Origin of the sequence: Actinomadura sp. 3N407, assembly GCF_052245875.1 — a bacterium.
Lineage (GTDB): Bacteria > Actinomycetota > Actinomycetes > Streptosporangiales > Streptosporangiaceae > Spirillospora.
Window position 1 is genome coordinate 398,311 of the sequence record NZ_JBQQBP010000006.1, and the last position, 23,720, is coordinate 422,030.

26 protein-coding genes are annotated in these 23,720 nt (G+C 71.6%); 14 read left to right on the forward strand and 12 right to left on the reverse strand.

Going from position 1 to position 23,720, the window contains the following annotated elements:
* Nucleotides 1-108: 108 nt before the first annotated feature.
* Entirely contained in the window at nucleotides 109-471 is a 363-nt protein-coding gene (locus tag ACTWPP_RS18300) for a HesB/IscA family protein (RefSeq protein ID WP_443105473.1), read from the reverse strand.
* A 239-nt stretch (nucleotides 472-710) separates the two neighbouring features.
* Between ACTWPP_RS18300 and nadA the strand changes: the two genes are divergently transcribed.
* Nucleotides 711-1,865, forward strand: a complete 1,155-nt coding sequence (gene nadA, locus ACTWPP_RS18305) for a quinolinate synthase NadA (protein ID WP_443105474.1) — start codon at nucleotides 711-713, stop codon at nucleotides 1,863-1,865.
* Nucleotides 1,866-1,885: 20 nt separating this feature from the next.
* Here nadA and pspAB (ACTWPP_RS18310) read toward each other — a convergent pair whose 3' ends face one another.
* The 6 genes from pspAB (ACTWPP_RS18310) to ACTWPP_RS18335 form a co-directional block, all read right to left on the reverse strand.
* Nucleotides 1,886-2,485: a PspA-associated protein PspAB gene (gene pspAB / locus ACTWPP_RS18310; protein ID WP_443105475.1), complete on the reverse strand. Its 600-nt coding sequence runs from the start codon at nucleotides 2,483-2,485 to the stop codon at nucleotides 1,886-1,888.
* Between the two features lies 1 nt (nucleotide 2,486).
* The gene (locus ACTWPP_RS18315) at nucleotides 2,487-3,401 is read right to left on the reverse strand and encodes a M48 family metalloprotease (RefSeq protein ID WP_443105476.1); all 915 of its coding nucleotides are present in this window, start codon (nucleotides 3,399-3,401) and stop codon (nucleotides 2,487-2,489) included.
* An 85-nt stretch (nucleotides 3,402-3,486) separates the two neighbouring features.
* Nucleotides 3,487-4,092, reverse strand: a complete 606-nt coding sequence (gene pspAB / locus ACTWPP_RS18320) for a PspA-associated protein PspAB (RefSeq protein WP_443105477.1) — start codon at nucleotides 4,090-4,092, stop codon at nucleotides 3,487-3,489.
* A gap of 3 nt (nucleotides 4,093-4,095) precedes the next feature.
* Nucleotides 4,096-5,013, reverse strand: a complete 918-nt coding sequence (htpX, locus tag ACTWPP_RS18325) for a zinc metalloprotease HtpX (RefSeq protein WP_443105478.1) — start codon at nucleotides 5,011-5,013, stop codon at nucleotides 4,096-4,098.
* Nucleotides 5,014-5,125: 112 nt separating this feature from the next.
* Nucleotides 5,126-5,404 carry a PspA-associated protein PspAA gene (gene pspAA / locus ACTWPP_RS18330; protein WP_443105479.1) on the reverse strand — a complete coding sequence of 93 codons (279 nt, stop codon included), beginning with the start codon at nucleotides 5,402-5,404 and terminating at the stop codon, nucleotides 5,126-5,128.
* The gene (locus ACTWPP_RS18335) at nucleotides 5,401-6,204 is read right to left on the reverse strand and encodes a PspA/IM30 family protein (RefSeq protein WP_443105480.1); all 804 of its coding nucleotides are present in this window, start codon (nucleotides 6,202-6,204) and stop codon (nucleotides 5,401-5,403) included. The genes pspAA and ACTWPP_RS18335 overlap by 4 nt, the downstream gene beginning before the upstream one ends.
* 133 nt (nucleotides 6,205-6,337) lie before the next feature.
* On the opposite strand from ACTWPP_RS18335, the gene ACTWPP_RS18340 reads away from it, so the two are divergent.
* Nucleotides 6,338-6,913, forward strand: a complete 576-nt coding sequence (locus tag ACTWPP_RS18340; protein WP_443105481.1) for a DUF3043 domain-containing protein — start codon at nucleotides 6,338-6,340, stop codon at nucleotides 6,911-6,913.
* Nucleotides 6,914-7,015: 102 nt separating this feature from the next.
* On the forward strand, nucleotides 7,016-8,017 hold the full coding sequence (locus tag ACTWPP_RS18345; RefSeq protein ID WP_443105482.1) for an aldo/keto reductase family protein: 1,002 nt from the start codon (nucleotides 7,016-7,018) through the stop codon (nucleotides 8,015-8,017).
* Nucleotides 8,018-8,086: 69 nt separating this feature from the next.
* Here the strand turns inward: ACTWPP_RS18345 and ACTWPP_RS18350 are convergent, their stop codons facing one another.
* Both ACTWPP_RS18350 and ACTWPP_RS18355 read right to left on the reverse strand, forming a co-directional pair.
* On the reverse strand, nucleotides 8,087-8,266 hold the full coding sequence (locus ACTWPP_RS18350) for a hypothetical protein (RefSeq protein WP_443105483.1): 180 nt from the start codon (nucleotides 8,264-8,266) through the stop codon (nucleotides 8,087-8,089).
* A gap of 195 nt (nucleotides 8,267-8,461) precedes the next feature.
* The gene (locus ACTWPP_RS18355; protein ID WP_443105484.1) at nucleotides 8,462-9,331 is read right to left on the reverse strand and encodes a DsbA family protein; all 870 of its coding nucleotides are present in this window, start codon (nucleotides 9,329-9,331) and stop codon (nucleotides 8,462-8,464) included.
* Between the two features lie 65 nt (nucleotides 9,332-9,396).
* Between ACTWPP_RS18355 and ACTWPP_RS18360 the strand changes: the two genes are divergently transcribed.
* The 8 genes from ACTWPP_RS18360 (at nucleotide 9,397) to lipB (ending at nucleotide 18,292) form a co-directional block, all read left to right on the forward strand.
* The gene (locus ACTWPP_RS18360) at nucleotides 9,397-10,338 is read left to right on the forward strand and encodes a bifunctional adenosylcobinamide kinase/adenosylcobinamide-phosphate guanylyltransferase (RefSeq protein WP_443105485.1); all 942 of its coding nucleotides are present in this window, start codon (nucleotides 9,397-9,399) and stop codon (nucleotides 10,336-10,338) included.
* On the forward strand, nucleotides 10,335-11,102 hold the full coding sequence (locus ACTWPP_RS18365; protein ID WP_443105486.1) for an adenosylcobinamide-GDP ribazoletransferase: 768 nt from the start codon (nucleotides 10,335-10,337) through the stop codon (nucleotides 11,100-11,102). The genes ACTWPP_RS18360 and ACTWPP_RS18365 overlap by 4 nt, the downstream gene beginning before the upstream one ends.
* A 16-nt stretch (nucleotides 11,103-11,118) precedes the next feature.
* Nucleotides 11,119-12,675: a leucyl aminopeptidase gene (locus ACTWPP_RS18370; RefSeq protein WP_443105487.1), complete on the forward strand. Its 1,557-nt coding sequence runs from the start codon at nucleotides 11,119-11,121 to the stop codon at nucleotides 12,673-12,675.
* Nucleotides 12,676-12,811: 136 nt separating this feature from the next.
* A complete protein-coding gene (lpdA, locus tag ACTWPP_RS18375; RefSeq protein WP_443105488.1) occupies nucleotides 12,812-14,206 on the forward strand; it encodes a dihydrolipoyl dehydrogenase in 1,395 nt (464 codons plus the stop codon).
* A 35-nt stretch (nucleotides 14,207-14,241) separates the two neighbouring features.
* Nucleotides 14,242-15,714 carry a 2-oxoglutarate dehydrogenase, E2 component, dihydrolipoamide succinyltransferase gene (sucB, locus tag ACTWPP_RS18380; RefSeq protein WP_443105489.1) on the forward strand — a complete coding sequence of 491 codons (1,473 nt, stop codon included), beginning with the start codon at nucleotides 14,242-14,244 and terminating at the stop codon, nucleotides 15,712-15,714.
* A gap of 157 nt (nucleotides 15,715-15,871) precedes the next feature.
* Nucleotides 15,872-16,759 (forward strand): TIGR01777 family oxidoreductase, encoded by an 888-nt coding sequence (locus ACTWPP_RS18385; RefSeq protein ID WP_443105490.1) that lies wholly within the window; start codon nucleotides 15,872-15,874, stop codon nucleotides 16,757-16,759.
* A gap of 84 nt (nucleotides 16,760-16,843) precedes the next feature.
* Nucleotides 16,844-17,581: a Type 1 glutamine amidotransferase-like domain-containing protein gene (locus ACTWPP_RS18390; protein WP_443105491.1), complete on the forward strand. Its 738-nt coding sequence runs from the start codon at nucleotides 16,844-16,846 to the stop codon at nucleotides 17,579-17,581.
* Nucleotides 17,582-17,599: 18 nt separating this feature from the next.
* The gene (gene lipB, locus ACTWPP_RS18395) at nucleotides 17,600-18,292 is read left to right on the forward strand and encodes a lipoyl(octanoyl) transferase LipB (RefSeq protein WP_443105492.1); all 693 of its coding nucleotides are present in this window, start codon (nucleotides 17,600-17,602) and stop codon (nucleotides 18,290-18,292) included.
* A gap of 45 nt (nucleotides 18,293-18,337) precedes the next feature.
* Here lipB and ACTWPP_RS18400 read toward each other — a convergent pair whose 3' ends face one another.
* Nucleotides 18,338-18,847 carry a DUF1877 family protein gene (locus tag ACTWPP_RS18400; protein WP_443105493.1) on the reverse strand — a complete coding sequence of 170 codons (510 nt, stop codon included), beginning with the start codon at nucleotides 18,845-18,847 and terminating at the stop codon, nucleotides 18,338-18,340.
* A gap of 241 nt (nucleotides 18,848-19,088) precedes the next feature.
* Between ACTWPP_RS18400 and lipA the strand changes: the two genes are divergently transcribed.
* Both lipA and ACTWPP_RS18410 read left to right on the forward strand, forming a co-directional pair.
* Complete coding sequence (gene lipA, locus ACTWPP_RS18405; RefSeq protein WP_443105494.1) at nucleotides 19,089-20,018, forward strand: lipoyl synthase; 930 nt, start codon at nucleotides 19,089-19,091, stop codon at nucleotides 20,016-20,018.
* A gap of 36 nt (nucleotides 20,019-20,054) precedes the next feature.
* Nucleotides 20,055-20,750, forward strand: coding sequence for a DUF4191 domain-containing protein (locus ACTWPP_RS18410; RefSeq protein ID WP_443105495.1), 696 nt, complete (start codon nucleotides 20,055-20,057; stop codon nucleotides 20,748-20,750).
* 38 nt (nucleotides 20,751-20,788) lie between these two features.
* Here ACTWPP_RS18410 and ACTWPP_RS18415 read toward each other — a convergent pair whose 3' ends face one another.
* On the reverse strand, nucleotides 20,789-21,271 hold the full coding sequence (locus ACTWPP_RS18415; protein WP_443105496.1) for an RDD family protein: 483 nt from the start codon (nucleotides 21,269-21,271) through the stop codon (nucleotides 20,789-20,791).
* Nucleotides 21,272-21,421: 150 nt separating this feature from the next.
* On the opposite strand from ACTWPP_RS18415, the gene glnA reads away from it, so the two are divergent.
* Nucleotides 21,422-22,846 (forward strand): type I glutamate--ammonia ligase, encoded by a 1,425-nt coding sequence (glnA, locus tag ACTWPP_RS18420; RefSeq protein ID WP_443105497.1) that lies wholly within the window; start codon nucleotides 21,422-21,424, stop codon nucleotides 22,844-22,846.
* Nucleotides 22,847-23,083: 237 nt separating this feature from the next.
* Here glnA and ACTWPP_RS18425 read toward each other — a convergent pair whose 3' ends face one another.
* Entirely contained in the window at nucleotides 23,084-23,626 is a 543-nt protein-coding gene (locus ACTWPP_RS18425) for a DinB family protein (RefSeq protein WP_443105498.1), read from the reverse strand.
* Nucleotides 23,627-23,720: the final 94 nt, after the last annotated feature.

Below are 23,720 nucleotides of genomic sequence, written 5' to 3' on the forward strand. Positions count from 1 at the left end.
CGGCAAGAGTACTTCCCCCTCGCACGGTAGATCACGACCGGAGGGCGGCGGGCAACCCAAAAGAGACGGCCGGGCAAGGTTTTCCGGCCGCCCCTCGCGGACGCCGGCTCAGTTGAAGGAGTCGCCGCAGGCGCAGGAGCCCGACGCGTTCGGGTTGTCGATCGTGAAGCCCTGCTTCTCGATCGAGTCGACGAAGTCGATGACGGCGCCGGTGAGGTAGGGCGCGCTCATCCGGTCGACGCGCACGGCCAGGCCGCCGAAGTCCTGGATCTGGTCGCCGTCCTGCTCCCGCTCGTCGAAGAAGAGCTGGTAGATCAGGCCGGAGCAGCCGCCCGGCTGCACGGCGACACGCAGCGCAAGGTCGTCGCGGCCCTCCTGCTCGAGCAGGCCCTTGGCCTTCTCGGCGGCGGCGTCGGTGAGAACGACGCCCTGCTGCGTGGTCTCCTGCGTGGTCTCGCCTGAAACCGTCATGTGTTCAGCTCCCGGGTCTCGCTGCGCCGCGCGGGGGCGGCGGACTGTCGCTTGGCCTCGAGGACGTCGTACGCCCCTTCCCGTAGGACAACGTACCTCGCCACATGGCCATTCCGCTCCTCGGCCATGTTTAACGCCAGGGGACGGTGCGGTCTACGTCACATCACGGCCGGGCCCGGGATGTGCCATCATTAGTCGTCAAAGCGACGATAAGTCCTCCGTCGCGAAGGGAGACCGCCGTGACCACCCCGGTAAGCGACCTACCGCTCCTCCTGCTCGGCAGCGGCGCCGACCGCGCCAGCGAACGCGGCGTGGACTGCCCCGGCGAGCTGCCGCCGGCCTCCGACCCGGCGCTGGTCGAGCGCGCCCGCGCCGCCAAGGCCGCCCTCGGCGAGAAGGTGTTCGTGCTCGGCCACCACTACCAGCGCGACGAGGTGATCCAGTTCGCGGACGTCACCGGCGACTCGTTCAAGCTGGCCCAGAAGGCGGCGGCCCGCCCCGAGGCTTCCTACATCGTGTTCTGCGGCGTCCACTTCATGGCGGAGTCGGCCGACATCCTCACCGCCGGCCACCAGCGGGTCATCCTGCCCGACCTCGGCGCGGGCTGCTCGATGGCCGACATGGCCACCTTCGACCAGGTCGAGGAGTGCTGGGACGTCCTGGAGGACGCCGGCGTCGCCGACGACGTGATCCCGGTCACCTACATGAACTCCTCGGCGGACATCAAGGCGTTCGTCGGACGGCACGGCGGCGTGGTGTGCACCTCGTCCAACGCCAAGCGCGCCCTGGACTGGGCTTACGGCAGAGGAAAGAAGGTCCTGTTCCTGCCGGACCAGCACCTCGGCCGCAACACCGCCGTCCTGGACATGGGCTTCTCGCTGGACGACTGCGTCGTCTACAGCCCGCACCGCCGCGAGGGCGGCCTGACCCCGCAGCGGCTCCGCGACGCGAAGATGATCCTCTGGCGCGGCCACTGCTCGGTGCACGGCCGGTTCACCACGGAGGCGGTGGACGATGTCAGGGCGCGCGTCCCCGGCGTGAACGTCCTGGTGCACCCCGAGTGCCGGCACGAGGTCGTCACGGCCGCGGACCAGATCGGCTCGACCGAGTACATCATCAGGACGATCGAGGCGGCCGAGCCCGGCTCGTCCTGGGCCATCGGCACCGAGCTGAACCTCGTCCGGCGGCTGGCGAACGCCCACCCGGACAAGAACGTCATGTTCCTCGACAAGACCGTCTGCTACTGCTCGACGATGAACCGCATCGACCTGCCGCACCTCGTGCTGTCACTGGAGTCGCTGGCCCGCGGCGACGTCGAGAACGTCATCGAGGTGGAGGAGGAGACCGCGCACTACGCCCGCGTCGCCCTCGACCAGATGCTCGCCCTCCCCTGAGGGCCGGCCGTGACCTCGGGTCACAGGCCGGGCGCGTCCCAGACGGGGAACCACCGGCCGGTGTCCGGCTCCATGGTCAGCTCGCCGGCGAGCGCGTCGCGGACGCGCGTCTCCACCGTGTTGTTGCGGCGGCGGCGCGCCCCCGGCTCGCCCGGCGGGCGGGGGGCGAACGGGTAGAACGTCCCGCGGCCGGGCGAATGGACCAGGAGGAGCCGCTGCGGCTCGTCCCCCCTGCGGAAGCCGGCCACCGAGCACAGCAGGTAGGGCCCGTATCCGGCGCCGGTCAGCGTGGAGTTCACCATGTGCAGGTCGGCGATCAGCCGGTCGAACGCGTCCGGCGGGCGGGTGACGTGCGCCCACCCCCAGCCGTGCGGGCCGGCGCTCAGCCCCGTCTCGCGGGTCCCGTCACCGCGCAGCAGCCGGACGACGTCCCGCTGCGCACGGCCGAACGCGCCGAACGGCCCGCCCTCCACGAGACGATGGCAGACGGCGCCGGTGCCGTCCGGGGCGAAGCCCGTCGCGGCCGTGAGCGCGGGCACGGCGGCGGGCAGGTCGAACAGCCGGTCCAAGTCGGGCATGCCGGGCGCGGGACGGCCGAGCAGCCCGTCAAGGATCCCCATGTCAGGCGCCGCCCGTCAGCCGCCAGGAGATGGCCGACAACCGTTCCCTGCGCCGCTCCAGAGTCGGATGGCTGGACAGCAGGCCGTCCACACCGCCGCTTGCGCCGACCACGCACAGGGCGCTCACCGGCCGCAGCGCACGCAGATCGTGCGGGGAGGCGTCCCGCAGCCCGTCACTGATCTTGCCGAGCGCGGACGCGAGGTCGGTGGGACGCCCGGTCATCAGCGCGCCCGTGGAGTCGGCGCACAGCTCCCTGTGCCGCGACAGTGCGAGCCCGACCAGCGTGCCGACGCCGTGCAGCACCGCCGCCGCCACCCCGAGCGGCAGCAGGACGATCCCGCCGGTCACGGCCGCCGCGCGTCCGGCCCCGTGCCTGTCCCGGCCGGTGATGAGGCCCGTCCACCAGCCGAGGAACAGGCCGGCGCACAGGCCGGGGAACGCGGCGATCGCCCCGACGAGCACGTCCCGGTTGGCGACGTGAGCGGTCTCGTGGGCGAGGACGGCGGCGAGTTCGGCCGGTTCGAGGCGGGCGCGCAGCCCGTCGGTGACGCACACCACCGCCGAGCCGGGGCCCGAACCGGCGGCGAACGCGTTGGGCACGTCCAGGGCGGAGACGGCGAGGCGGGGCTTGGGCAGCCCGGACGACATGCACAGCCGGTCCAGGACGGCGTGCAGCTCCGGCTCCTCGTCGGAGGCGACCGGGCGGGCGTCCATCGCGTACAGGGCCAGCCGGTCCGCCGCCCGCGCCGAACCGGCCGCGACGGCCACCGCGACGGCCGCCGCGACCGCGCCCCAGACCGGACCGGCCAGGAACGCGGGCAGCACGGCGGCCGTGTACACGAGCGCGACCAGGACCGTCGTGGCGAGCATCCGCCAGGTCAGCCCGGAGTCGGGTGCGTCACGGGAGGGCGCCATGGCCCGACGCTAGATCGGCCACGGGTGGCGATCAGCGTCTCATGACACAAATCCAGGACACGAGCCGGTCACAACTCGCCGTGGTTCACAGGCCGGGCGCGCCCCAGAGGGGGAACCAGCGGCCGAGGTCGTCCTCGAACGGCAGGTCGGCGCCGATCGCGCCGCGCACCTGGAGCTCCAGCGCGTTGTCGCGCTTGGGGGGCTGTGGGGCGTGGCCATGGGGGTGAGACGCAGCGGCGGCGAGGGGGGCGAACGGATAGAACGTCCCGCGCTTGTAGAGGTACACCAGCGCGAGGCGCTGCCCGTCGGGCCCGCGGAAACCGGCCAGCGAGCAGAGCAGATGCGGGCCGAACCCGCCGGACTCCAGCGTCGCGTTCACCGCGTGGAGGTCGGTGACGAGGTCGGGCAGTTCATCCGGCCGGTGCTCGGCGAGCAGCCACGTGTAGCCGTAGGTGTCGGTGCTGATCTCGACCTCGGGGCCCTCGTCGGCGTCCAGCAGCTCCTGGACGTCGCGCTGCAGCCGCGCGAACGCGCCGCCCTCAGCGGCGCGGAAGCACACCGAGCCGAACCCGGTCGGGGTGAACCCCGTCGCCGCCTCCAGCGTGACGGCGGCCGTCGACAGCCCGAAGAGCCGGTCGAGGTCGGGCTTGACCGGCTTGGACCGGCCGAGCAGCGTGTCCAGGAAACCCACGGATCAGACTCCCCTGCTGAGCTGGTCGGAGATCTTCGAGAGCTGGGCGAGCCGCTTGTCCAGCGTCGGGTGCGTGGAGAACAGCGACGAGACGCTGAAGCCCTTGCCGAGCGCCGGGGTGAAGAAGAACGCGTTGAACGCCTGCGCGGACCGCAGGTCCTTCGTCGGGATCCGCGCGATCTCCCCGTTGACCTTGGTCAGGGCGCTGGCCAGCGCCGAGGGACGGCCGGTCAGCAGCGCGGCGGCCCGGTCGGCCGACAGCTCCCGGTAACGCGACAGCGCCCGGGTGAGCATGAAGCTGACCGCGTAGGCCAGGGCGCTGGCGCCGACCACGGCCAGCAGGATCAGCCCGGTGTTCTGGTCGTTGCTGCGGCGCCCGAAGCCGCCCCACAGGCCGGCGTACAGGCCGAACCGGGTGATCAGGCCCGCGCAGATGCCGAGGAACGAGGCGATCGTCATGACCGCGACGTCCTTGTGGGCGACGTGCGCCATCTCGTGCGCGAGCACGCCCTCCAGTTCGACGGGGTCGAGCCGGCGGAGCAGCCCGGTGGTGACGCAGACGACGGCCTTCTTCTGGTTGCGGCCGGTGGCGAACGCGTTCGGCACGTCGGTGTCGGCGATCGCGACCCGCGGCTTGGGGGCGTCCGACATCGCGCAGATCCGGTCGACCACGCCGTGCAGTTCGGGCGCCTCCTCGGGGGAGACGACCTTGCCGTGCATGGCGAACAGCGTCATCTTGTCGGAGAAGAAGTACTGGGCGATCAGGAACAGGCCCGCTACGGCCAGCGCAACGAAGGCCCATTCAGGCACAAAGACGAAAAAAGCCCCCACGAAGACGACGTAGACCAGCCCCAGCAGGAACATCGTCACGAGCATCCGCGATGTCAGCCCCCGGTCAGAGGCATAACGCGTACTGGCCATGCGGCCACCCCCTGTGGTTCCCCGATTCGTTATTCACTTGTCATAACGCGCGAAACCTAGGTTTTGTGCCTGACTGTCCAATTCGGGGGGGCAGGCCCAGGTCTCGTGCCGTTCAGTCGGGAATCAGTCCCTCGTCCCCCAGCATCGACCGCACCTCGTCGATGTGCGCGTCCGCCGGGGGGAGGATCAGCTCGGACGGCGCCAGGCTGTCCGGCGGAAGAGGCCTGCCCACCTTGCGGACGTTCTCCAGCAGCGCGTGCAACGCGGAGCGGAAGCTCGTCTCGTCACCCGACTCGATCGCCGACTCCAGTTCGGAGTCGAGCGTGTTCAGAGCGGACAGGTCCTCGTCGGCCACGTCCAGCTGACCCTCGCCCATCAAGCGGACGATCACTGGGCACCCCCGGGCTTCTGCGGCCACTGGGCCTCCTGCGGGGCGTCCTGCTGCTGCGGCTGCGCTGTCGGCGTGCCCTCGTTCAGCTCCTTGGGCGCGGGACCCTGGCCGAGTTCGGCCTTGAGCCGCTCCAGCTCCATGTCGACGCCGGGGCCGGAGCCCATCCGGTCGAGCTCGGCCTGGATGTCGTCCTTCGGACCGGAGAAGTCCTCCAGGGCGCCGGAGGCCAGCAGCTCGTCGATCGCGCCGGCACGCGCCTTCATGGTGTCGGTCTTCTCCTCGGCGCGCTGGATCGCCAGACCCACGTCGCCCATCTCCTCGGAGATGCCGGAGAACGCCTCGTTGATCTTGGTCTGCGCCTCGGCGGCGGTGTAGGTCGCCTTGATCGTCTCCTTGCGGGTGCGGAAGGAGTCGACCTTGGCCTGCAGCCGCTGGGAGGCGAGCGTGAGCTTCTCCTCCTCGCCCTGCAGCTGCTGGTACTGGGCGCGCAGGTCGCTCAGCTGGCCCTCCAGCCCGGACCTTCGGGTCAGCGCCTCGCGGGCGAGGTCCTCCCGGCCCACCTGCAGCGCCTTCTTGCCCTGGTCGGTCAGCTTGCCCTGCTGCTGTTCCAGCTGGTTGATCTGCAACTCGAGACGCTTGCGCGAGGTGGCGACGTCGGCGACCCCGCGACGGACCTTCTGCAGCATCTCCAGCTGTCGCTGGTAGGAGTAATCGAGGGTCTCGCGAGGATCCTCCGCCCGGTCAAGGGCCTTGTTGGCCTTGGCCTTGAAGATCATCGACATTCTTTTCATCACGCTCATCGCGCGGCGCCGGTCCCTTCGTGCTGTCGCCTCAGTCGCAAACTGGGCTCAATGACCACTGCTGGGGTTCTTATCACCCTACGCGTTAACGCGCGAGGCAGCCACGATGTTCGCAGCCCGGTAGGCTGATCCCGTGTTCAAGCGTCGTACCCAGGAGGCCCCGGCGAATCCTCCTCAGGTAGTAAAGCCGGGAGGCAAGGGCCGCCCCACGCCCAAGCGCAAGGAGGCCGAGAAGCGCCGTCGGCAGCCGATCACCGCCCCGGCCACCCGCAAGGAGGCCTACAAGAAGCTGCGGGAGAAGCAGGCCGCCGACCGCGCCAAGGCCCGCGCGGGCATGGCCAAGGGCAAGGAGGAGCACCTCCTCAAGCGGGACAAGGGTCCCGTGCGCAGGCTCGCCCGCGACTATGTGGACTCGCGCCGCACGGTCGGCTCCTACCTGATGTACGGCATGTTCGCGATCGTGCTGCTCAGCATGCTCCCGATCCCCGTGGCGCGGCTGCTGGTGCTGTTCGCGCCGCCGGTGCTGCTCTTCGTGGTGTTCGCCGAGGGCATCCTGCTGAGCCGCGGCATCAAGAAGCTGGCCGCCGAGCGCTACCCCGACGAGGACCCCAAGGGCGTCGGGATGTACGCGGCGATGCGCGCCATGCAGATCCGCCGCCTGCGCATCCCGAACCCGCAGGTGCGGGTCGGCGAGAAGGAGAAGGTCTGACCGACGGCCCGCGACGCCGTCCGGAACCGGCCCCGCCGGGTCTGTTCCGCGTCCGGACCGCGCCATGGGGTTCCCGATCACCGGACGGCTAGGGTCGGGGCCATGGAGTTCCGAAACCTGGGCCGGAGCGGTCTGAAGATCAGCGAGATCGCGTACGGCAACTGGCTCACCCACGGCTCCCAGGTCGAGGAGGACGCGGCGCGCGCGTGCGTGCAGGCGGCCCTCGACGAGGGGATCACCACCTTCGACACCGCGGACGTCTACGCCGGCACGCGCGCCGAGGAGGTCCTCGGGCGCGCGCTCAAGGGCCGGCGCCGCGAGGGGCTGGAGATCTTCACCAAGGTCTACTGGCCCACCGGCCCCGGCATGAACGACAGGGGCCTGTCCCGCAAGCACATCATGGAGTCGATCAACGGCTCCCTGCGCCGTCTCGGGACCGACTACGTGGACCTCTACCAGGCCCACCGGTTCGACTACGAGTCGCCGCTGGAGGAGACGCTGCGGGCGTTCGACGACCTCGTCCGGCAGGGCAAGGTCCTCTACGTCGGCGTGTCGGAGTGGCGCGCCGACCAGATCGAGAGCGCCCTCAAGGTCGCCGACGAGATGGGCTTCGACCGGATCGTCTCCAGCCAGCCGCAGTACTCGATGCTGTGGCGGGTCATCGAGGAGGAGATCGTGCCGCTGTGCGAGCGGGAGGGCATCGGCCAGCTCGTCTGGTCGCCGATCGCGCAGGGCGTCCTGACCGGCAAGTACAAGCCGGGCCGGCCGCTGCCCCAGGGGTCGCGCGCCACCGACGACAAGGGCGGCGCGGACATGATCAAGCGCTACCTGAACGACGACCTGCTGACCCGCGTGCAGGACCTTGAGCCGATCGCGGCCGACCTCGGGCTGTCGATGGCGCAGCTCGCCATCGCCTGGACGCTACAGAACCCGAACGTGGCGGCGGCGATCGTGGGCGCGAGCCGCCCGGAACAGGTCGCCGACAACGTGAAGGCCGCCGGGGTGCAGCTGGACGGCGACGTCATGAAGCGGATCGACGACGTCCTCGACCCGGTCGTCATCCGCGACCCCGGCAAGACCGCCAGCCCCCGCCGGCGCCCCTGACCGGCCGCCCGGACACGAACGCGACGGGCCGCGGAGCCTCAGCCCCGCGGCCCGCCGGCGTATCCGGTCTCACTCCGGTTCGTGCAGGCTCATCTCGTAGACCAGAGACTCGCCGTCCAGCAGGGCCACCTTGTCGACCTCGTCGGCGCGCAGCCCCCGCCAGTTCTCCCCCAGCCAGCTCTCCGCGTCCGCCTGGGTCGAGAAGGTCTCCTCCGACATGCCGACCGTGCGCCCGTCGGTCTTCTCCAAACGCCAGCTCCACGCCATCGCGTTCGACCTCCCTCGTCGCGGTGAGACTAGCCGCGCCGTGCCCTCTCAGGGCGACTCCCCCACGAGGACGCGACCCCGGCAACGGCCCCGCCCCGGTGGGGACGACTTCCAACACCCCCGGCAAGAGCCCTGCCTCTGTGGGGGGACGACCCCCCACACCCCCCAACAAGAGCCTTAAGATGCGGCCTCGATGGCGCGGCGCATCGCCTCGGGGCTCTCGGTCTCGCTCTCGCTGAGCGTGCGGCCGTTCACCTGCACGCTGGGCGTGCCCCGAATGCCGGACGATATGTAGCCCTGGCTGACCGTCTTGACGCTCTCGGCGTGGCGCTGCTCCTCGACGCACGACGTGAAGTCGTCTCCGGTGAGCCCGAGTTCCGCCGCGATGGAGATCAGGTCCTCCGTCGCGTAGCCCGGTGTGCTGAGGCTCGCCGGCTGGCGGGCGTACAGGGCGTCCTGGTAGGACAGCCAGCGTGCGCCGTCGCCGACGCAGCGCAGCGCGGCCGCCGCCCGGAGGGAGTTGTCGTGCGCCGGCTGGGAGCTCTCGTTGAAGATGAGCATCGGGCGGAACACGACCCTGGCCCCTCCCGAGACCGCCAGCTCCTTCAGCATGGGGTCGTGCTTGCGGTCGAAGTCGCCGCAGTGCGGGCAGGCGAAGTCCTCGTAGACCTCGACGACCGGTGAGGTGACTCCCGGCCGGGCCATGGCCAGGCCGCCGTCGCGGAGCGGCGTGGCCTCCGCGCCACCGGCGATCTTTCCGACCTTCAGCTGGACGTCGCCGCCACCGCCGCCACCGTCGTCGCCCCGGGTGACCACGAAGAAGACCGCGGCGACGGCCAGTACCAGGACCAGGCCGCCGGCGGCCAGCGCGATCACCAGGCCGGCGCCACCGCCCTTGCCTCCGGGCGGGGGCGGCGGCCCGAACGGGCCGGGCGGGCCGGGCTGCGGGCCGTAGCCTCCCGGCGGCGGGCCGGGGGGCGGCCCGTAGGGCGGTTGCGCTCCCGGGCCCGGCGAGCCCGGCCATGGTCCGTTCGGTGGATTGCCCACGGGGCCTCCTGACGGGGGACGGCGTGATCCTTCCAGGCGAGCGTAATCGTAGAGTTCCGGGCAACATGAACATCGAGCTTCGCGGCATCGCCGCCCCGGAGGGCTGGCCCGCGCCGGGGTGCCGCTGCGCGTCCTGCAACCGGCTGCGCGCCGCCGGCGTCCGACACGAACCGGCCAGCGTCGTCATCGACGGCGTACCGCTGGAGGCCTGTCCCCGGACGGACGTGCCCGGCGGATACGAGGTTCGCGGCCCGAACGGGCACCGGGTGCTGGTGGCGGCGGGACCGGGGGCCAGGCCGGAGCCCGCCGCCGAGGCGGAGTACGACGCCGTCCTGCTGGATCTGGCAGGTTCGCCGGAACACCTGGGCTACTTGCGCCGCACAGCAGCGGCGACGTCCAAGACGGAGGTGGTGGCGATACATGTGAACCACCGCATCTCGTCTCCGGCCGAGCTGGAACGCCGTATGGCCTTCTGGAACCGCCCCCAGCACGGCCCGCACCGGACCCTTCTTCTGGGCGGGTCACGGTCAGGTAAGTCCGCCGAGGCCGAACTGCGTCTGGCCGCCTGCCCAGAGGTCCTCTACGCCGCGACCGGGCCGGTCGACGACGACCCGGAATGGCAGGAACGCGTCACCGCCCACCGGATTCGCCGCCCCGCATGGTGGCGCACTGTCGAAACGACCGACCTGGCGGGCGTCCTGAAGTCCGCGACAGGCGCGGTACTGGTGGATGGCATCGGCACCTGGCTCACCGCGGCCATGGACGAAGCCGCCGCGTGGGACGACCCGGCCCTGGTTCGGCCGCTTTCGGACGACCTGATCTCGGCGTGGCGCGGCACACGAGCGCGCGTCGTCGCCGTGAGCGACGAGGTCGGCCTGTCACCGGTGCCGGCGACGCGGTCCGGACGGGTGTTCCGCGACACGCTCGGGGGGCTCAACCAGCGGCTCGCGGCCGAGTCCGAGGAGACGGCGCTGGTCGTGGCGGGACGCGTCACGGAGCTCGGATGATCGCCGGTCTGCGGCTGGCCGTCACGCTGCTCACGGTCGTCCCGCTCGGGACGGACCGGGTCGACCGGGGCACCGCCCGCACGGCCATGCTGCTCGCCCCCGCGGCCGGCCTCATCACCGGCGGCGCCGCCGCGCTGGTCCTGCTGGCGGGCGGCCTGCTCGGCCTGCGGGGCCTCCTGGCGGCGGCCCTCGCGGTGGCCGCCACGGCGGCGGTCACCCGGGCCCTGCACCTGGACGGCCTGGCCGACCTCGCGGACGGCCTGGGCAGCGGGCGTCCCGCCGGCGAGGCATTGGCGATCATGAAGCGGTCCGACATCGGCCCGTTCGGCGTGGTCACCCTCCTTTTGACCCTGCTGATCCAGGTCACCGCCCTGGCCGCGGCCCCGCATCCCGCCGTCGCGGTGCTCATCGCGGCGGCCGCCGGCCGGCTGGCGCTCCCCTGGGCGTGCCGCACCGGCGTCCCGTCCGCACGCCCCGACGGCCTCGGCGCCCTGGTGGCGGGTACCGTGCCCGTCCGCGCCGCGTCGGCCGTCACGGCCGCCGTCCTGGCAGGCGCCGCGGCCGCCGGGGCGGCCGCCGGGGGGCCCGGCGGCGCGCTCCACGCCGTCGCGGCGGTGGCCGCCGCCCTGGCCGCGGCCCTCCTCGTGCTCCGCCACGCCGTGCGCCGCCTGGGCGGTGTGACCGGCGACGTCCTGGGCGCCCTGGTCGAGATCGCCGGCACGGCCGCCTTGATCGTTCTCGCCGCCGTCCCGCCGGGCGGCTGAGTCCCCGCGCCGGGCAATGCTTGATCCAAAAGGACGAAACCGGTCACCGGGACGACTAACATCGTGCTACGTGACGACCATCAGCCTTGACAGCGCAGCCCTGGCCAGCATCGACGTCGACGCGATCGTGATCGGCGTCGCCCCCGCCGAGGAGGGCCCCGCACTGGCCGCCGGCGCCGAGGACCTCGACCGCGCGCTGGACGGACGGCTCACGGAGGCGCTTGGCGCGCTGGGCGCCACCGGCAAGGCCGGGGAGATCACCAAGGTGCCCGCACTCGGTGCCGTCACCGCCAAGGTCATCGTCGCCGCCGGGCTGGGCGAGACGCCCTCCGCCGAGGACGTGCGCCGCGCCGCGGGCGCCGCCGTCCGCTCCCTCGCCGGCACCGCCAGGGTCGCCGTCGCGCTGCCCGCCCCGTCGGCCGAGGGGTCCGCCGAGGGCGTCGAGGCCGTCGCGCTGGGCGCGCTGCTCGGCGCCTACTCCTTCGACGCCTACCGCACCGGTGACGAGCACAAGAGCCCGGTCGAGGAGATCCGCCTGGTCTCCCCCGCGGCGCCGGACGGCGGCGCGGAGGCGGCCGTGGAGCGCGCGCGGACCCTCGCCGCCTCGGTCAAGCTGGTCCGCGACCTGGTCAACGCCCCGCCGTCCCACCTGTCCCCCGAGGACCTCGCGGGCGAGGCCGAGCGGGTCGCCGGCGAGAGCGGCCTGTCCATCGAGGTGCTGGACGAGAAGGGCCTCGTGGAAGGCGGCTACGGCGGCATCGCGGGCGTCGGGCAGGGCTCGGTCAACCCGCCGCGGCTCGTCCGCCTCTCCTACAGCCACCCGGAGGCGTCCAAGACCCTCGCCCTGGTCGGCAAGGGCATCACGTTCGACTCCGGCGGCCTGTCCCTCAAGCCCGCCGAGGCCATGGACTGGATGAAGTCCGACATGGGCGGCGCGGCGGCGGTGCTCGGCGCCCTGTCGGCCATCGCCGCTCTCGGCCCCGAGGTCAACGTGGTCGGCTACCTGGCCATCGCGGAGAACATGCCGAGCGGCACCGCGCAGCGCCCGTCGGACGTGCTGCGCATCTACGGCGGCAAGACCGTCGAGGTCCTCAACACCGACGCCGAGGGGCGTCTCGTCCTGGCCGACGCCCTCGTGCGCGCGGGCGAGGACTCCCCCGACCTGATCGTGGACGTGGCCACGCTGACCGGCGCGCAACTCGTCGCGCTCGGCACCCGGACCACCGGGGTCATGGCCAACGACGACGACGTCCGTGAGAAGGTGGTCGCGGCGGCCGAGCGCGCCGGGGAACCGTCCTGGGGCATGCCCCTTCCGGCGGAGCTGCGCAAGGGCCTCGACTCGGCGGTCGCCGACATCGCCAACATCAGCGGCGAGCGGTGGGGCGGCATGCTCGTCGCCGGCACGTTCCTCAAGGAGTTCGTGCCGGACGGCGTCAAGTGGGCCCACCTCGACATCGCCGGACCGTCGTTCAACAAGGGCGAGCCCTACGGCTACACCCCGAAGGGCGGCACCGGCGCCGCGGCCCGGACGCTCGTCCAGATCGCCGAGGACGTCGCCGCGGGAATTCTGTAGGGGGCCTGCCCGCTGTCCGGGTGGAGAACAGAATAGATTTTCTCGTGGCGGTGGGGGCCCGGAACCCGGTGTGCCCCCGCCCCGCCCAGGGCGCCCCGGACCACGCGGCGCCACAACCGGGGAAAGGGAGCGACCAGTGGCCAACAGCGGCCCCTTCGACATCGTCGTCCTAGGTGCCGGCAGCGGCGGTTACGCGTGCGCGCTGCGCGCCGCCGAGCTCGGCAAGTCCGTCGCGCTCATCGAGCGGGACGAGTCCCTCGGCGGGACGTGCCTCAACCGCGGCTGCATCCCCACCAAGGCGCTGCTGCACGCGGCCGAGGTGGCGGACCAGTCCCGCGAAGCCGCGACGTTCGGCGTGAAGACCACGTTCGAGGGCATCGACGTCGCCGGCGTGAACGCCTACAAGGACAAGGTCGTCACGACGACCGTGAAGGGCCTCACCGGGCTGATCAAGTCCCGCGGCATCGAGGTCGTGCACGGCTCCGGACGGCTCACCGGCCCGGCGGCGGTCGAGGTCGCCACCGCGGACGGGCAGGTCCGGACGATCGAGGGCCGGCACATCGTGCTCGGCACCGGGTCGGAACCGAAGACGCTGCCCGGCCTGGAGATCGACGGCGAGCGGGTCATCTCCAGCGACCACGCGCTGCGGCTCGACCGCGTCCCGGGTTCGGTCGTCATCCTCGGCGGAGGCGTGATCGGGGTCGAGTTCGCCAGCGTCTGGCGCTCGTTCGGCGCCGAGGTCACCGTCGTCGAGGCCCTCCCGCACCTGCTGCCGCTGGAGGAGGAGTCCAGCTCCAAGCGGCTGGAGCGCGCGTTCCGCAAGCGCGGCATCAAGTTCGAGGTCGGCACCCGCTTCGAGAGCGCCAAGACGACGCAGGGCGGCATCGCCGTCACGCTCGAGGGCGGCAAGACGGTCGACGCGGAGCTGCTGCTGGTGGCGGTGGGACGCGCCCCGGTCTCCGAAGGCATCGGCCTGGCCGAGGCCGGCGTCGAGACCGAGCGCGGTTTCGTGAAGGTCGACGAGTACTGCCGGACGAACGTCCCCACGATCTCTGCGGTCGGGGACCTGATCCCGACGCCGCAGCTCGCCCATGTCGGCTTCGCCGAGGGAATCCTCGTCGCCGAGCGGCTCGCCGGGCTCACCCCGCCGCCGATCGACTACGACGGCGTTCCCCGCATCACCTACTCCGCCCCCGAGGTGGCCTCGGTCGGGATCACCTCCGCCGTGGCCAGGGAACGCGGGTACGAGATCAAGGAGGTCACCCACGACCTCGCGGGCAACCCCAAGAGCAAGATCCTGGGGACGCAGGGCGAGGTGAAGGTGATCGCGGCCGTGGACGGTCCCGTCCTCGGCCTCCACATGGTCGGCGCCCGCGTCGGCGAGCTCATCGCGGAGGGCCAGCTCATCTACAACTGGGAGGCCCTGCCGGGCGAGGTCGCCCAGCTGATCCACCCCCACCCGACCCAGTCCGAGGCGGTCGGCGAGGCACATCTCGCCCTCGCCGGCAAACCACTGCACGTGCACGGCTGAACGCCGCACAAGTATTCCGAAGGAGTCGCTGAGACATGCCGGTCTCCGTCACCATGCCCCAGCTCGGCGAGAGCGTCACCGAGGGCACCGTCACCCGCTGGCTCAAGAAGGAGGGCGAGCGCGTCGAGACCGACGAGCCGCTCCTGGAAGTGTCGACCGACAAGGTCGACACCGAGATCCCCTCGCCCGCCTCGGGCGTCCTGACCAGCATCACCGTCGCCGAGGACGAGACCGTCGAGGTCGGCGCCGAACTGGCCGTCATCGGCGACGAGGGCGAGGCGGCGTCCGGTGGCGAAGCCCCGGCCGCCGGGGAGCAGGAGGCCCCCGAGCCGCAGGCCGAGGAGGCGCCGGCCCCGCAGCCGGAGCCGCAGCAGGCCCCGCCGCCCGCCGCCTGGCCGCCGCCCGCGCAGGAGCAGCCGCCGGCGCCGCCGACGCCCGCGCCCGCCGCGCCGCAGCCCCCGCGGCAGCCGGAGCCGGCCCCGGCGGCGCAGCAGCCGCCCGCGCCCGCCCAGGCCGAGGCGCCGTCCGGTGAGGGGCCGTACGTCACGCCGCTGGTGCGCAAGCTCGCCGCCGAGCACAGCGTGGACCTGTCCACGGTCAAGGGCACCGGCGTCGGCGGCCGCATCCGCAAGCAGGACGTCCTGGAGGCGGCCCGCGCCGCCCAGGAGGCCGCCCGGCAGGCGCCCCCGGCCCCGGCTCCGGCTCCGGCCGCCGCTCCGCAGGCCCCCGCCGGCCGGCACGCCGCCCCGGCGCCCGCCGGCGCCCCCGCCGAGCAGCTCGAGCTGCGCGGCCACACCGAGAAGATGTCGCGCATGCGGCAGACGATCGCCCGCCGCATGGTGGAGTCGCTGCAGGTCTCCGCGCAGCTCACCACCGTCGTCGAGGTGGACATCACCAAGATCGCGCGGCTGCGGGAGCAGGCCAAGGCCGACTTCCAGGCCCGCGAGGGCGTCAAGCTGTCGTTCCTGCCGTTCTTCGCGATGGCGACGGTCGAGGCGCTCAAGGCGCACCCGAAGATGAACGCGGTCATCAACGGCGAGACCAACGAGGTCACCTACCACGAGGTGGAGAACCTCAGCATCGCGGTGGACGTGCCCGAGCGCGGCCTGATGGTCCCGGTCGTGCACAACGCGGGACAGCTCAACCTGGGCGGTCTCGCGCAGCGGATCGCCGACATCGCCGAGCGCACCCGCGCCGGCAAGGTGAGCCCGGACGAGCTGGCCGGCGGCACGTTCACGCTGACCAACACCGGCAGCCGCGGCGCGCTGTTCGACACCCCGATCCTCAACCAGCCGCAGGTCGGCATGCTCGGCACCGGCGCCGTGGTCAAGCGTCCCGCCGTCATCGACGACCCGGACCTGGGCGAGGTCATCGCGGTGCGCTCGATGGTCTACCTGGCGCTGACCTACGACCACCGGCTGATCGACGGCGCGGACGCCGCCCGCTTCCTCGCCACGATCAAGCACCGCCTGGAGGAGGGCAACTTCGAGGCCGACCTCGGCCTCTGACCGTTTCCTGCGGACCGCCGTCCGCCGGACGCCCCGGGACCCCGCCGCGCCACCGGCCGGCGGGGTCCCGCGCGTGGTGATCCGTTCGATCCGTGGAAACCCGGGACCGGCTGAGAATCTCACCGTTCGGTGGCGCCGTCCGCCTAGGGTGGGGGACATGAGGGTCACCGTCACGGGCTCGTCGGGCCTCATCGGCTCGGCGCTGGTGCAGTCGCTGCTGGAGGACGGCCACGAGGTCGTCCGGCTGATACGGCGGGAACCGTCCAGACCCGACGAGGCGCGCTGGTCCCCCGCCGACGGCTGCGTCGAGGCGGCGGCGCTGGACGGCACGGACGCGGTGGTGCACCTCGCGGGCGCCGGGATCGGCGACCGGCCGTGGACGAAGGCGTACAAGCGGAAGATCAGGGACAGCCGGGTGGTCGGCACCCGGACGATCGCGGAGGCGATCGCGGCGGCCGGCCCGCGGCCGCCCGTGCTGGTCTGCGGGTCCGCGATCGGGTTCTACGGCGACACCGGCGGGCGGGAGGTCGACGAGAAGGACCCCGCGGGGCGCGGTTTCCTGGCCGGCCTCGTCCGCGACTGGGAGGCCGCCGCCACGCCCGCGAAGGAGGCGGGCGTCCGGGTCGTCCACCCGCGCACGGGCGTCATCCTCGCCCGCGAAGGCGGGATGCTGGGCCGCACGCTGCCGCTGTTCCGGTTCGGGCTGGGCGGCAGGCTCGGCGACGGCGGGCAGTGGATGAGCTGGATCTCCATGGCCGACCAGATCGCGGCGCTGCGGTTCCTCATCGACCACGAGATCGCCGGGCCGGTCAACCTGACCGCGCCGACCCCGGTGACCAACGAGACCTACACGAGGACGCTCGGCCGTCTTCTGCACCGGCCGACGCGGCTGACCGTCCCGGCGTTCGCGCTGAGGGCGGCGCTGCGCGAGTTCGCCGGCGAGGGACCGCTGGTCAGCCAGCGGGTCCTGCCGCGGCGGCTGGAGCAGGCCGGGTTCCGGTTCGCGCACCAGGACCTCGACTCCGCTCTGCGCGCCGCCCTCTGAGTCCCAAGAATCGTCAAAGTCCCGGCCGATCCCGTTCGGTAGTCATACGGTGACATTGAGACAGCTTGGCCCAAGGGAGGGTGAATGAGCACCGACGGACAGCCGCACATCCTCGCGATCGGCGGGGGCACGTTCGTGCCGGACGGCCGGGAGGGGCTCGAACCGAGCCCGCTGCTGCGCTACGCGTTCGACCTGACCGGCCAGGACCGGCCGAGGGTCTGCTTCATGACCACGGCGATGGGCGACGGCGCCGAGTACATCGCACGCTTCTACACCGCGTTCGCGTCGATGGACGCCGAGGTCAGCCATCTGGCGCTGTTCCCGATGCCGAACGTCGCCGACGTCCGGGCGCACCTGCTCACCCAGGACCTCATCTATGTGGGCGGCGGCAGCGTCGCGAACCTGCTGGCCCTGTGGCGGCTGCACGGCCTCGACGAGATCATGCGGGAGGCGTGGCACGAGGGCGTGGTGCTGTCGGGGCAGAGCGCGGGAGCGCTGTGCTGGCACGTCGGCGGCAACACCGACTCGTTCGGGCCGCAGCTGCGCCCGCTGACCGGCGGCCTGGGCTTCCTGCCGTTCTCGTGCGGCGTGCACTACGACAGCGACCCGCAGCGACGCCCGCTGCTGCAGCAACTCGTCGGCGAGGGGACCCTGCCCGGCGGGTACGCGGCCGACGAGTCCGTGGCGCTGCACTACGTGGGCACCGAGTTCGTCCAGGCCGTCTCGTACCGGCGCGAGGCCGGCGCCTACCGCGTCGAGCCGGACGGGCCGGGGACGGCGAAGGAGCACCGCCTGGAGCCCCGCCTGCTCGCCGCGCTGTGAAGGCATAAGCTTGCTCGTGTGAGCGATGTGGACGTACGCGAGCTGGTGGTGGTGCATGCGGGGTTCGGCACGGCGGCCGTCCCCTACCCGGACGGATGGGAGCTGCAGAAACGCACCCACGCCCTGCGCGTGGACGACACGATCCCCGACACCGTCCTGCTGCTGGAGCATCAGCCGGTCTACACGGCGGGCCGGCGCACCGAGGCGCTCGACCGCCCCTTCGGCGACCCGGGCGCCCCGGTCATCGACGTCGACCGCGGCGGCAAGATCACCTGGCATGGTCCGGGGCAGCTCACCGGCTACCCGATCGTCCGGCTGCCCGACCCGAAGGACGTCGTCGGGTACGTGCGGCAGCTGGAGCGGATGATGATGGACGTCTGCGCCGAACTCGGCCTGCGGACCGTCACCGTCGAGGGGCACAGCGGCCTGTGGGTGCCCGGGACCCCGAACCGCAAGATCGGCTCCATCGGGATCCGGGTGGCGCGGGGCGTGGCGATGCACGGGTTCATGCTCAACTGCGACAACGACATGGGCTGGTTCGACAAGATCGTCCCCTGCGGGATCCGGGACGTCGGGTCGACCAGCCTCAGCCGTGAACTCGGCCGGGACGTCCCGGTCGCCGAGGTCGTCCCCCTGGTCGAGCGGCACCTGTCCGCCGCGCTCGGCGCGGCGGAGACGCTCCACCGCACCACGGCGCAGCTGGGAGCCTGAAGGGGCACCCCCGGGATCAGGCCCCCTGGGGGTCGGCCCTGGGGATCAGCCCTCGGGGGCCATCACCTTGTAGACGGCCTGCCCTTCGGCGGCGGCGGCCGTGAAGAACTCCCCCAGCCCCTTGTAGGCGGGCTTGAGGAGCTTGTCGCGGGCGGCGGCGTTGAGCCTGCCGGCGTCCTGGACCCCGGCCTTGCCCATCGCCGCCGGGTCGTACCGTCCGGCGACCTTCGCGAACGGCGTCGCGGCCAGATGGTCGGCGGTGGGCTTGACCCGGTCAGGAGCCAGGTAGATCACGTCCATGCCCAGTTCGTCGGCGCCGTCCTCGGTGAGCAGCCGCCCGCCGCACACGACGTCGGCCTCGGGCTGCCGCCCGTCCCACGGGTCGCCGGTGACGAGGTAGTGCATCGCCTGCCACGCCCAACCGAGATCGAACAGTTCCGCCGCGCCGCGGCGGCGCCAGTCGGCGGCACCGAAGATGTGGCGGGCGGTCCGGCCGGGATCCGGCTCCCCCTCCAGCACCGGCGGCACCCTGAGGTACGACATTGCCAGACCCACTGCGGTCCTCCTGCTAACGCTGTTGCGTGACGACAGGGAGTCACCCTAGAGAGATCCGCTGTTGGACATGGCGGAAACACGCGAATCCGCGAGGTGAACGGGGTACTGTCATGCGTTCGAGATCGCTCCGATACGCCTTTGAGCCCCGCCACGCCCCGCTACGCCCCGCTACGCCCCGCCGGCCCGGGCCGGGCCGCGGCCGGTGTGCCGCCACCGGAGATCGCGACGTACGCTGGGTCCCGTGACGACGGTGACACCTGACGGACGCAAGCTCCTGCGCATCGAGGCACGCAACAGCGAGACCCCGATCGAGCGCAAGCCCGAATGGATCAAGACCCGGCTGAAGATGGGCCCGCAGTACCGCGAGCTCAGCGGCCTGGTGAAGTCCGAGGGCCTGCACACCGTGTGCCAGGAGGCCGGCTGCCCCAACATCTACGAATGCTGGGAGGACCGGGAGGCGACGTTCCTGATCGGCGGCGACCAGTGCACCCGGCGCTGCGACTTCTGCCAGATCGACACCGGCAGGCCCGCCGAGCTCGACCGGGACGAGCCGCGCCGCGTCGCCGAGTCCGTGGCCACGATGGGCCTGAAGTACGCCACCGTCACCGGCGTCGCCCGCGACGACCTCGACGACGGCGGCGCCTGGCTGTACGCCGAGACCGTCCGGCAGATCCACGCGGCGATCCCCGGCTGCGGCGTCGAACTGCTGATCCCCGACTTCAACGCCGTCCCCGAGCAGCTCGCCGAGGTCTTCTCGTCCCGCCCGGAGGTCCTGGCGCACAACGTGGAGACCGTCCCGCGGATCTTCAAGCGGATCCGGCCCGGGTTCCGCTACGACCGTTCCCTCGACGTCCTCACCATGGCGCGGGAGGACGGCCTGGTCACCAAGTCCAACCTGATCCTGGGCATGGGCGAGACCCGCGAGGAGGTCTCGCAGGCGCTGCGCGACCTGCACGCGGCCGGCTGCGAACTGATCACGATCACCCAGTATCTGCGGCCGAGCGCCCGCCACCACCCCGTGGAGCGGTGGGTGAAGCCCGAGGAGTTCGTCGAGCTGTCGGCCGAGGCCGAGGAGATCGGCTTCGCGGGCGTCATGTCGGGGCCGCTGGTCCGTTCCAGCTACCGCGCGGGCCGTCTGTACAAGCAGGCGATCGAGGCGCGGGAGAGCTGAACGCGCGAACGTCGCGACACCACTATCCTTGGACTTATGTCGAAGAAGCCCACGGACGGGGCCCAGGAGCGTCCGGGCCGCCTCAAGCAGATCCGCATGGTCGCCCAGGTCCTCCGTCAGGCGGACCCGAAGGCCCTCCCGATCGTGTTCGCCTCGGCGATCGGCGCCCTGGTCGTCGTCATCCTCATCGGGTGGATCGTCGGCCAGCTGTGGTTCTTCATCCCGATGGGCGTCATGGCCGGACTGGCCATCGGCATGATCGTCTTCGGTCAGCTGGCGCAGCGAGCCCAGTACAAGGTGATCGCCGGGCAGCCGGGCGCCGCCGCCGCGATCCTGAAGAACATGCGCGGCAAATGGACGGTCACCGAGGCGGTCAGCGGCAACCGCAACCTCGACATGGTGCACCGCGCGGTGGGCCGTCCCGGGGTGGTGCTGGTCTCGGAGGGCCCCCGCAACCGCGTCGGGCCGCTGCTCGGCGCCGAGAAGAAGCGCCTCTCCCGCGCCGCGCAGCAGGTGCCGATCTATGACGTGCAGGTCGGGGACGACGAGGGCCAGATCCCGGTGGACAAGCTGCAGCGCCACCTGATGAAGTTGCCCCGGAACCTGAACAAGGGGCAGGTGGGCGAGCTGAACGACCGGCTCCAGGCACTGCCCCGGTCGATGCAGATGCCGAAGGGCCCGATCCCCAAGGGCGCGAAGATGCCGAAGGGCCCCAAGCCCAAGACGCGCTGAGAAAACGCCCCCGGCGGGGCGTTCTCTCCTTCAACGGCTCAGATGTTGACGACGACCGTGTTGGCGGCACGGTCGTGCAGGCCCCGGTAGTCCCGGTCCCAGATCAGCGCGGGAACGACCAGCAGCAGCAGAAGCGTCCTGGCCAGTGCCCAGCCGAGCCCGACGGGCCGCCCGTCCAGGCGGGCGACGCGGACGCCGCACAGCCGCTTGCCGATCGTCGTGCCGAGGAGGGCCGTCAGCAGCCACACCTGGATCCCGAAGACGACCAGCGTCCACATGCTGCGCTGCGACGGGTCCCACCCGAACGAACGCGCCAGCAGGCTCGCCACCAGCATCGACAGGCCCCAGTCGACGAACAGCGCGACGAGCCGCCGGCCGTAGGACGCGACGGCGCCGCTGCCCTTGTCCGGGAGGCCGAGCCGCGCACCGGGCTCACCGAGATCGGCGCCCGCCGAACGCGCCCCGCCCAGCCACGTCTGCGTCCACCGCGGCCCGCCGGCCTTCGCCTTGCCACTGCTCATGCCCTCTAAGCTATCCCGTCCCCCCGCGGGTTCGGACCCGGCTCCCGCGGGCACAACGTGACGCGTAACACAGCGGAAACATATGAGACACGGCCGGGAAACGGCGCCGCCATAGCCTGCCGGAAGCCAAGAAGCGCCCAAGGAGGCTGGATGTTCAGCAGCGCCGAAGAGGTCCTGAGCTACATCAGGAACGAAGGTGTGCGATTCGTCGACTGCCGGTTCGTGGACCTGCCGGGCAAGATGCAGCACTTCACGTTCCCCGTCGAGAGCTTCGGCGAGAGCGTCTTCACCGAGGGGCTGATGTTCGACGGCTCGTCGGTCCGCGGTTTCCAGGAGATCCACGAGTCGGACATGCTCCTGCTCCCGGACCCGTCCACCGCCGTCGTCGACCCGTTCCGCCGGCACAAGACCCTCAACCTGAACTTCTTCGTCCACGACCCGCTGACCGGCGAGCCCTACAGCCGCGACCCCCGCAACGTGGCCAAGAAGGCGCAGGACTACCTGCGCGGCACCGGCATCGCCGACACCTGCTACTTCGGTCCCGAGGCCGAGTTCTACATCTTCGACGACGTCCGGTTCGAGACGAAGCAGAACGCCGGCTACTACTACCTCGACTCGGTCGAGGGCGCCTGGAACACCGGCCGCGAGGAGCCCGGCGGCAACCTCGGCGCCAAGCCCCCCTACAAGGGCGGCTACTTCCCCGTCCCGCCGATGGACCACTACACCGACCTGCGCTCGGAGATGGTCGCGCAGCTCCTCGACGTCGGCATCCACGTCGAGATGCAGCACCACGAGGTCGGCACCGCCGGCCAGGCCGAGATCGACTTCCGCTTCGACACCCTGCTGAAGACGGCCGACCAGCTCCTCCTCTACAAGTACATCGTCAAGAACGTCGCGCGCGACGCCGGCAAGACCGTGACCTTCATGCCGAAGCCGATCTTCGGTGACAACGGCTCCGGGATGCACTGCCACCAGTCCCTCTGGAAGGACGGCTCGCCGCTGTTCTACGACGAGGTCGGCTACGCGGGCCTGTCCGACAACGCCCGCTACTACATCGGCGGCCTGCTCAAGCACGCCCCGTCCCTGCTGGCCTTCACCAACCCGACGGTCAACAGCTACCACCGCCTCGTCCCCGGCTTCGAGGCCCCGGTCAACCTGGTCTACTCCCAGCGCAACCGCTCCGCCTGCATCCGCATCCCGATCACCGGCTCGAACCCGAAGGCCAAGCGCGTCGAGTTCCGCGTCCCGGACCCGTCCTGCAACCCCTACCTGGCCTTCTCCGCGATGCTGATGGCCGGCCTGGACGGCATCAAGAACAAGATCGAGCCCGCCGAGCCGGTCGACAAGGACCTCTACGAACTCCCGCCCGAGGAGGCCCGCGCCATCCCGCAGGTCCCCGGCTCGTTGCCCGAGGTCCTCGCGGCCCTGGAAGCCGACCACGACTACCTCCTCGAAGGCGGCGTGTTCACCCCGGACCTCATCGAGACCTGGATCACGATGAAGAACGAGTTCGAGATCGACCCGATCCGCCTCCGCCCCCACCCCCACGAATTCGAGCTCTACTACGACATCTGAGTTCGAGACCGAGGGGCCCGGCGGCTCGCCGCCGGGCCCCTCGGCGTCCCCGCCGCTCCGACGCGATCATTGTGCTCATGCTCTACCCGACCCCTGCGCTCACCCCGGAGGACGCGTACGCACTCGGCGAGATAGAGCGGACGCGCAAGGCCTTGCGCCACCAGATGCGCAACGCACCTCCAAAGTGGATCGCGGGCCGCGGCGCGCAGTATGTCCCGGTGCGGTTCCGATCTGTGTTCAGCGTCCGGTGGTGCCGTCGATCAGCTCTCGCAGGATGTCGGCGTGTCCTGCGTGCCGCGCGGTTTCCTCGATCAGGTGGGCCAGTGTCCACCGGCGGGACGGCCCCGGGCGGCCGCGCTTGGCCAGGGCGGGGCCTGGTTCGGTGAGGTCGTCCCAGGAAGCGATCTCCTTGTTCGCTTCGGTGATGGTTTCCCGGTAGGCGGCGAGGATCGTTTCGGTGGTGTCATCTGGGGCGGGGTGGAATGTGGCCTGCCAGTCGGCCACCTCGTGGCCGAGCAGCCATTGCCGTTCCACGTGGGTGAGGTGCTTGATCAACCCCAGCAGGTTCGTCCCGGACGACACGCCGGGGGCGCGGGCCGCGGTTTCGGGTACCCCTTCGGCCTTGGCCGCGACGGCGGCGCGCAGGTAGTCGAGGAAGCCGACGAGCACGTCCCTCTCGCCGGGTCCGGTCGAAGGGGGCCCCGTGTCGCGTTTGCCGAGGCGGCGCGCCTGGACGGATCGCTCGTCCCAGAAGCGGGCGGCTTGGTTGTGAATGCTCATGCTCTCCTCGCAGGACCGGTTGCGCACACTCTGGCGCCGAGCCACCACGACTGGCACGCGAAATTGCCGATATGGCAAGGTCCGGGCGTCATAG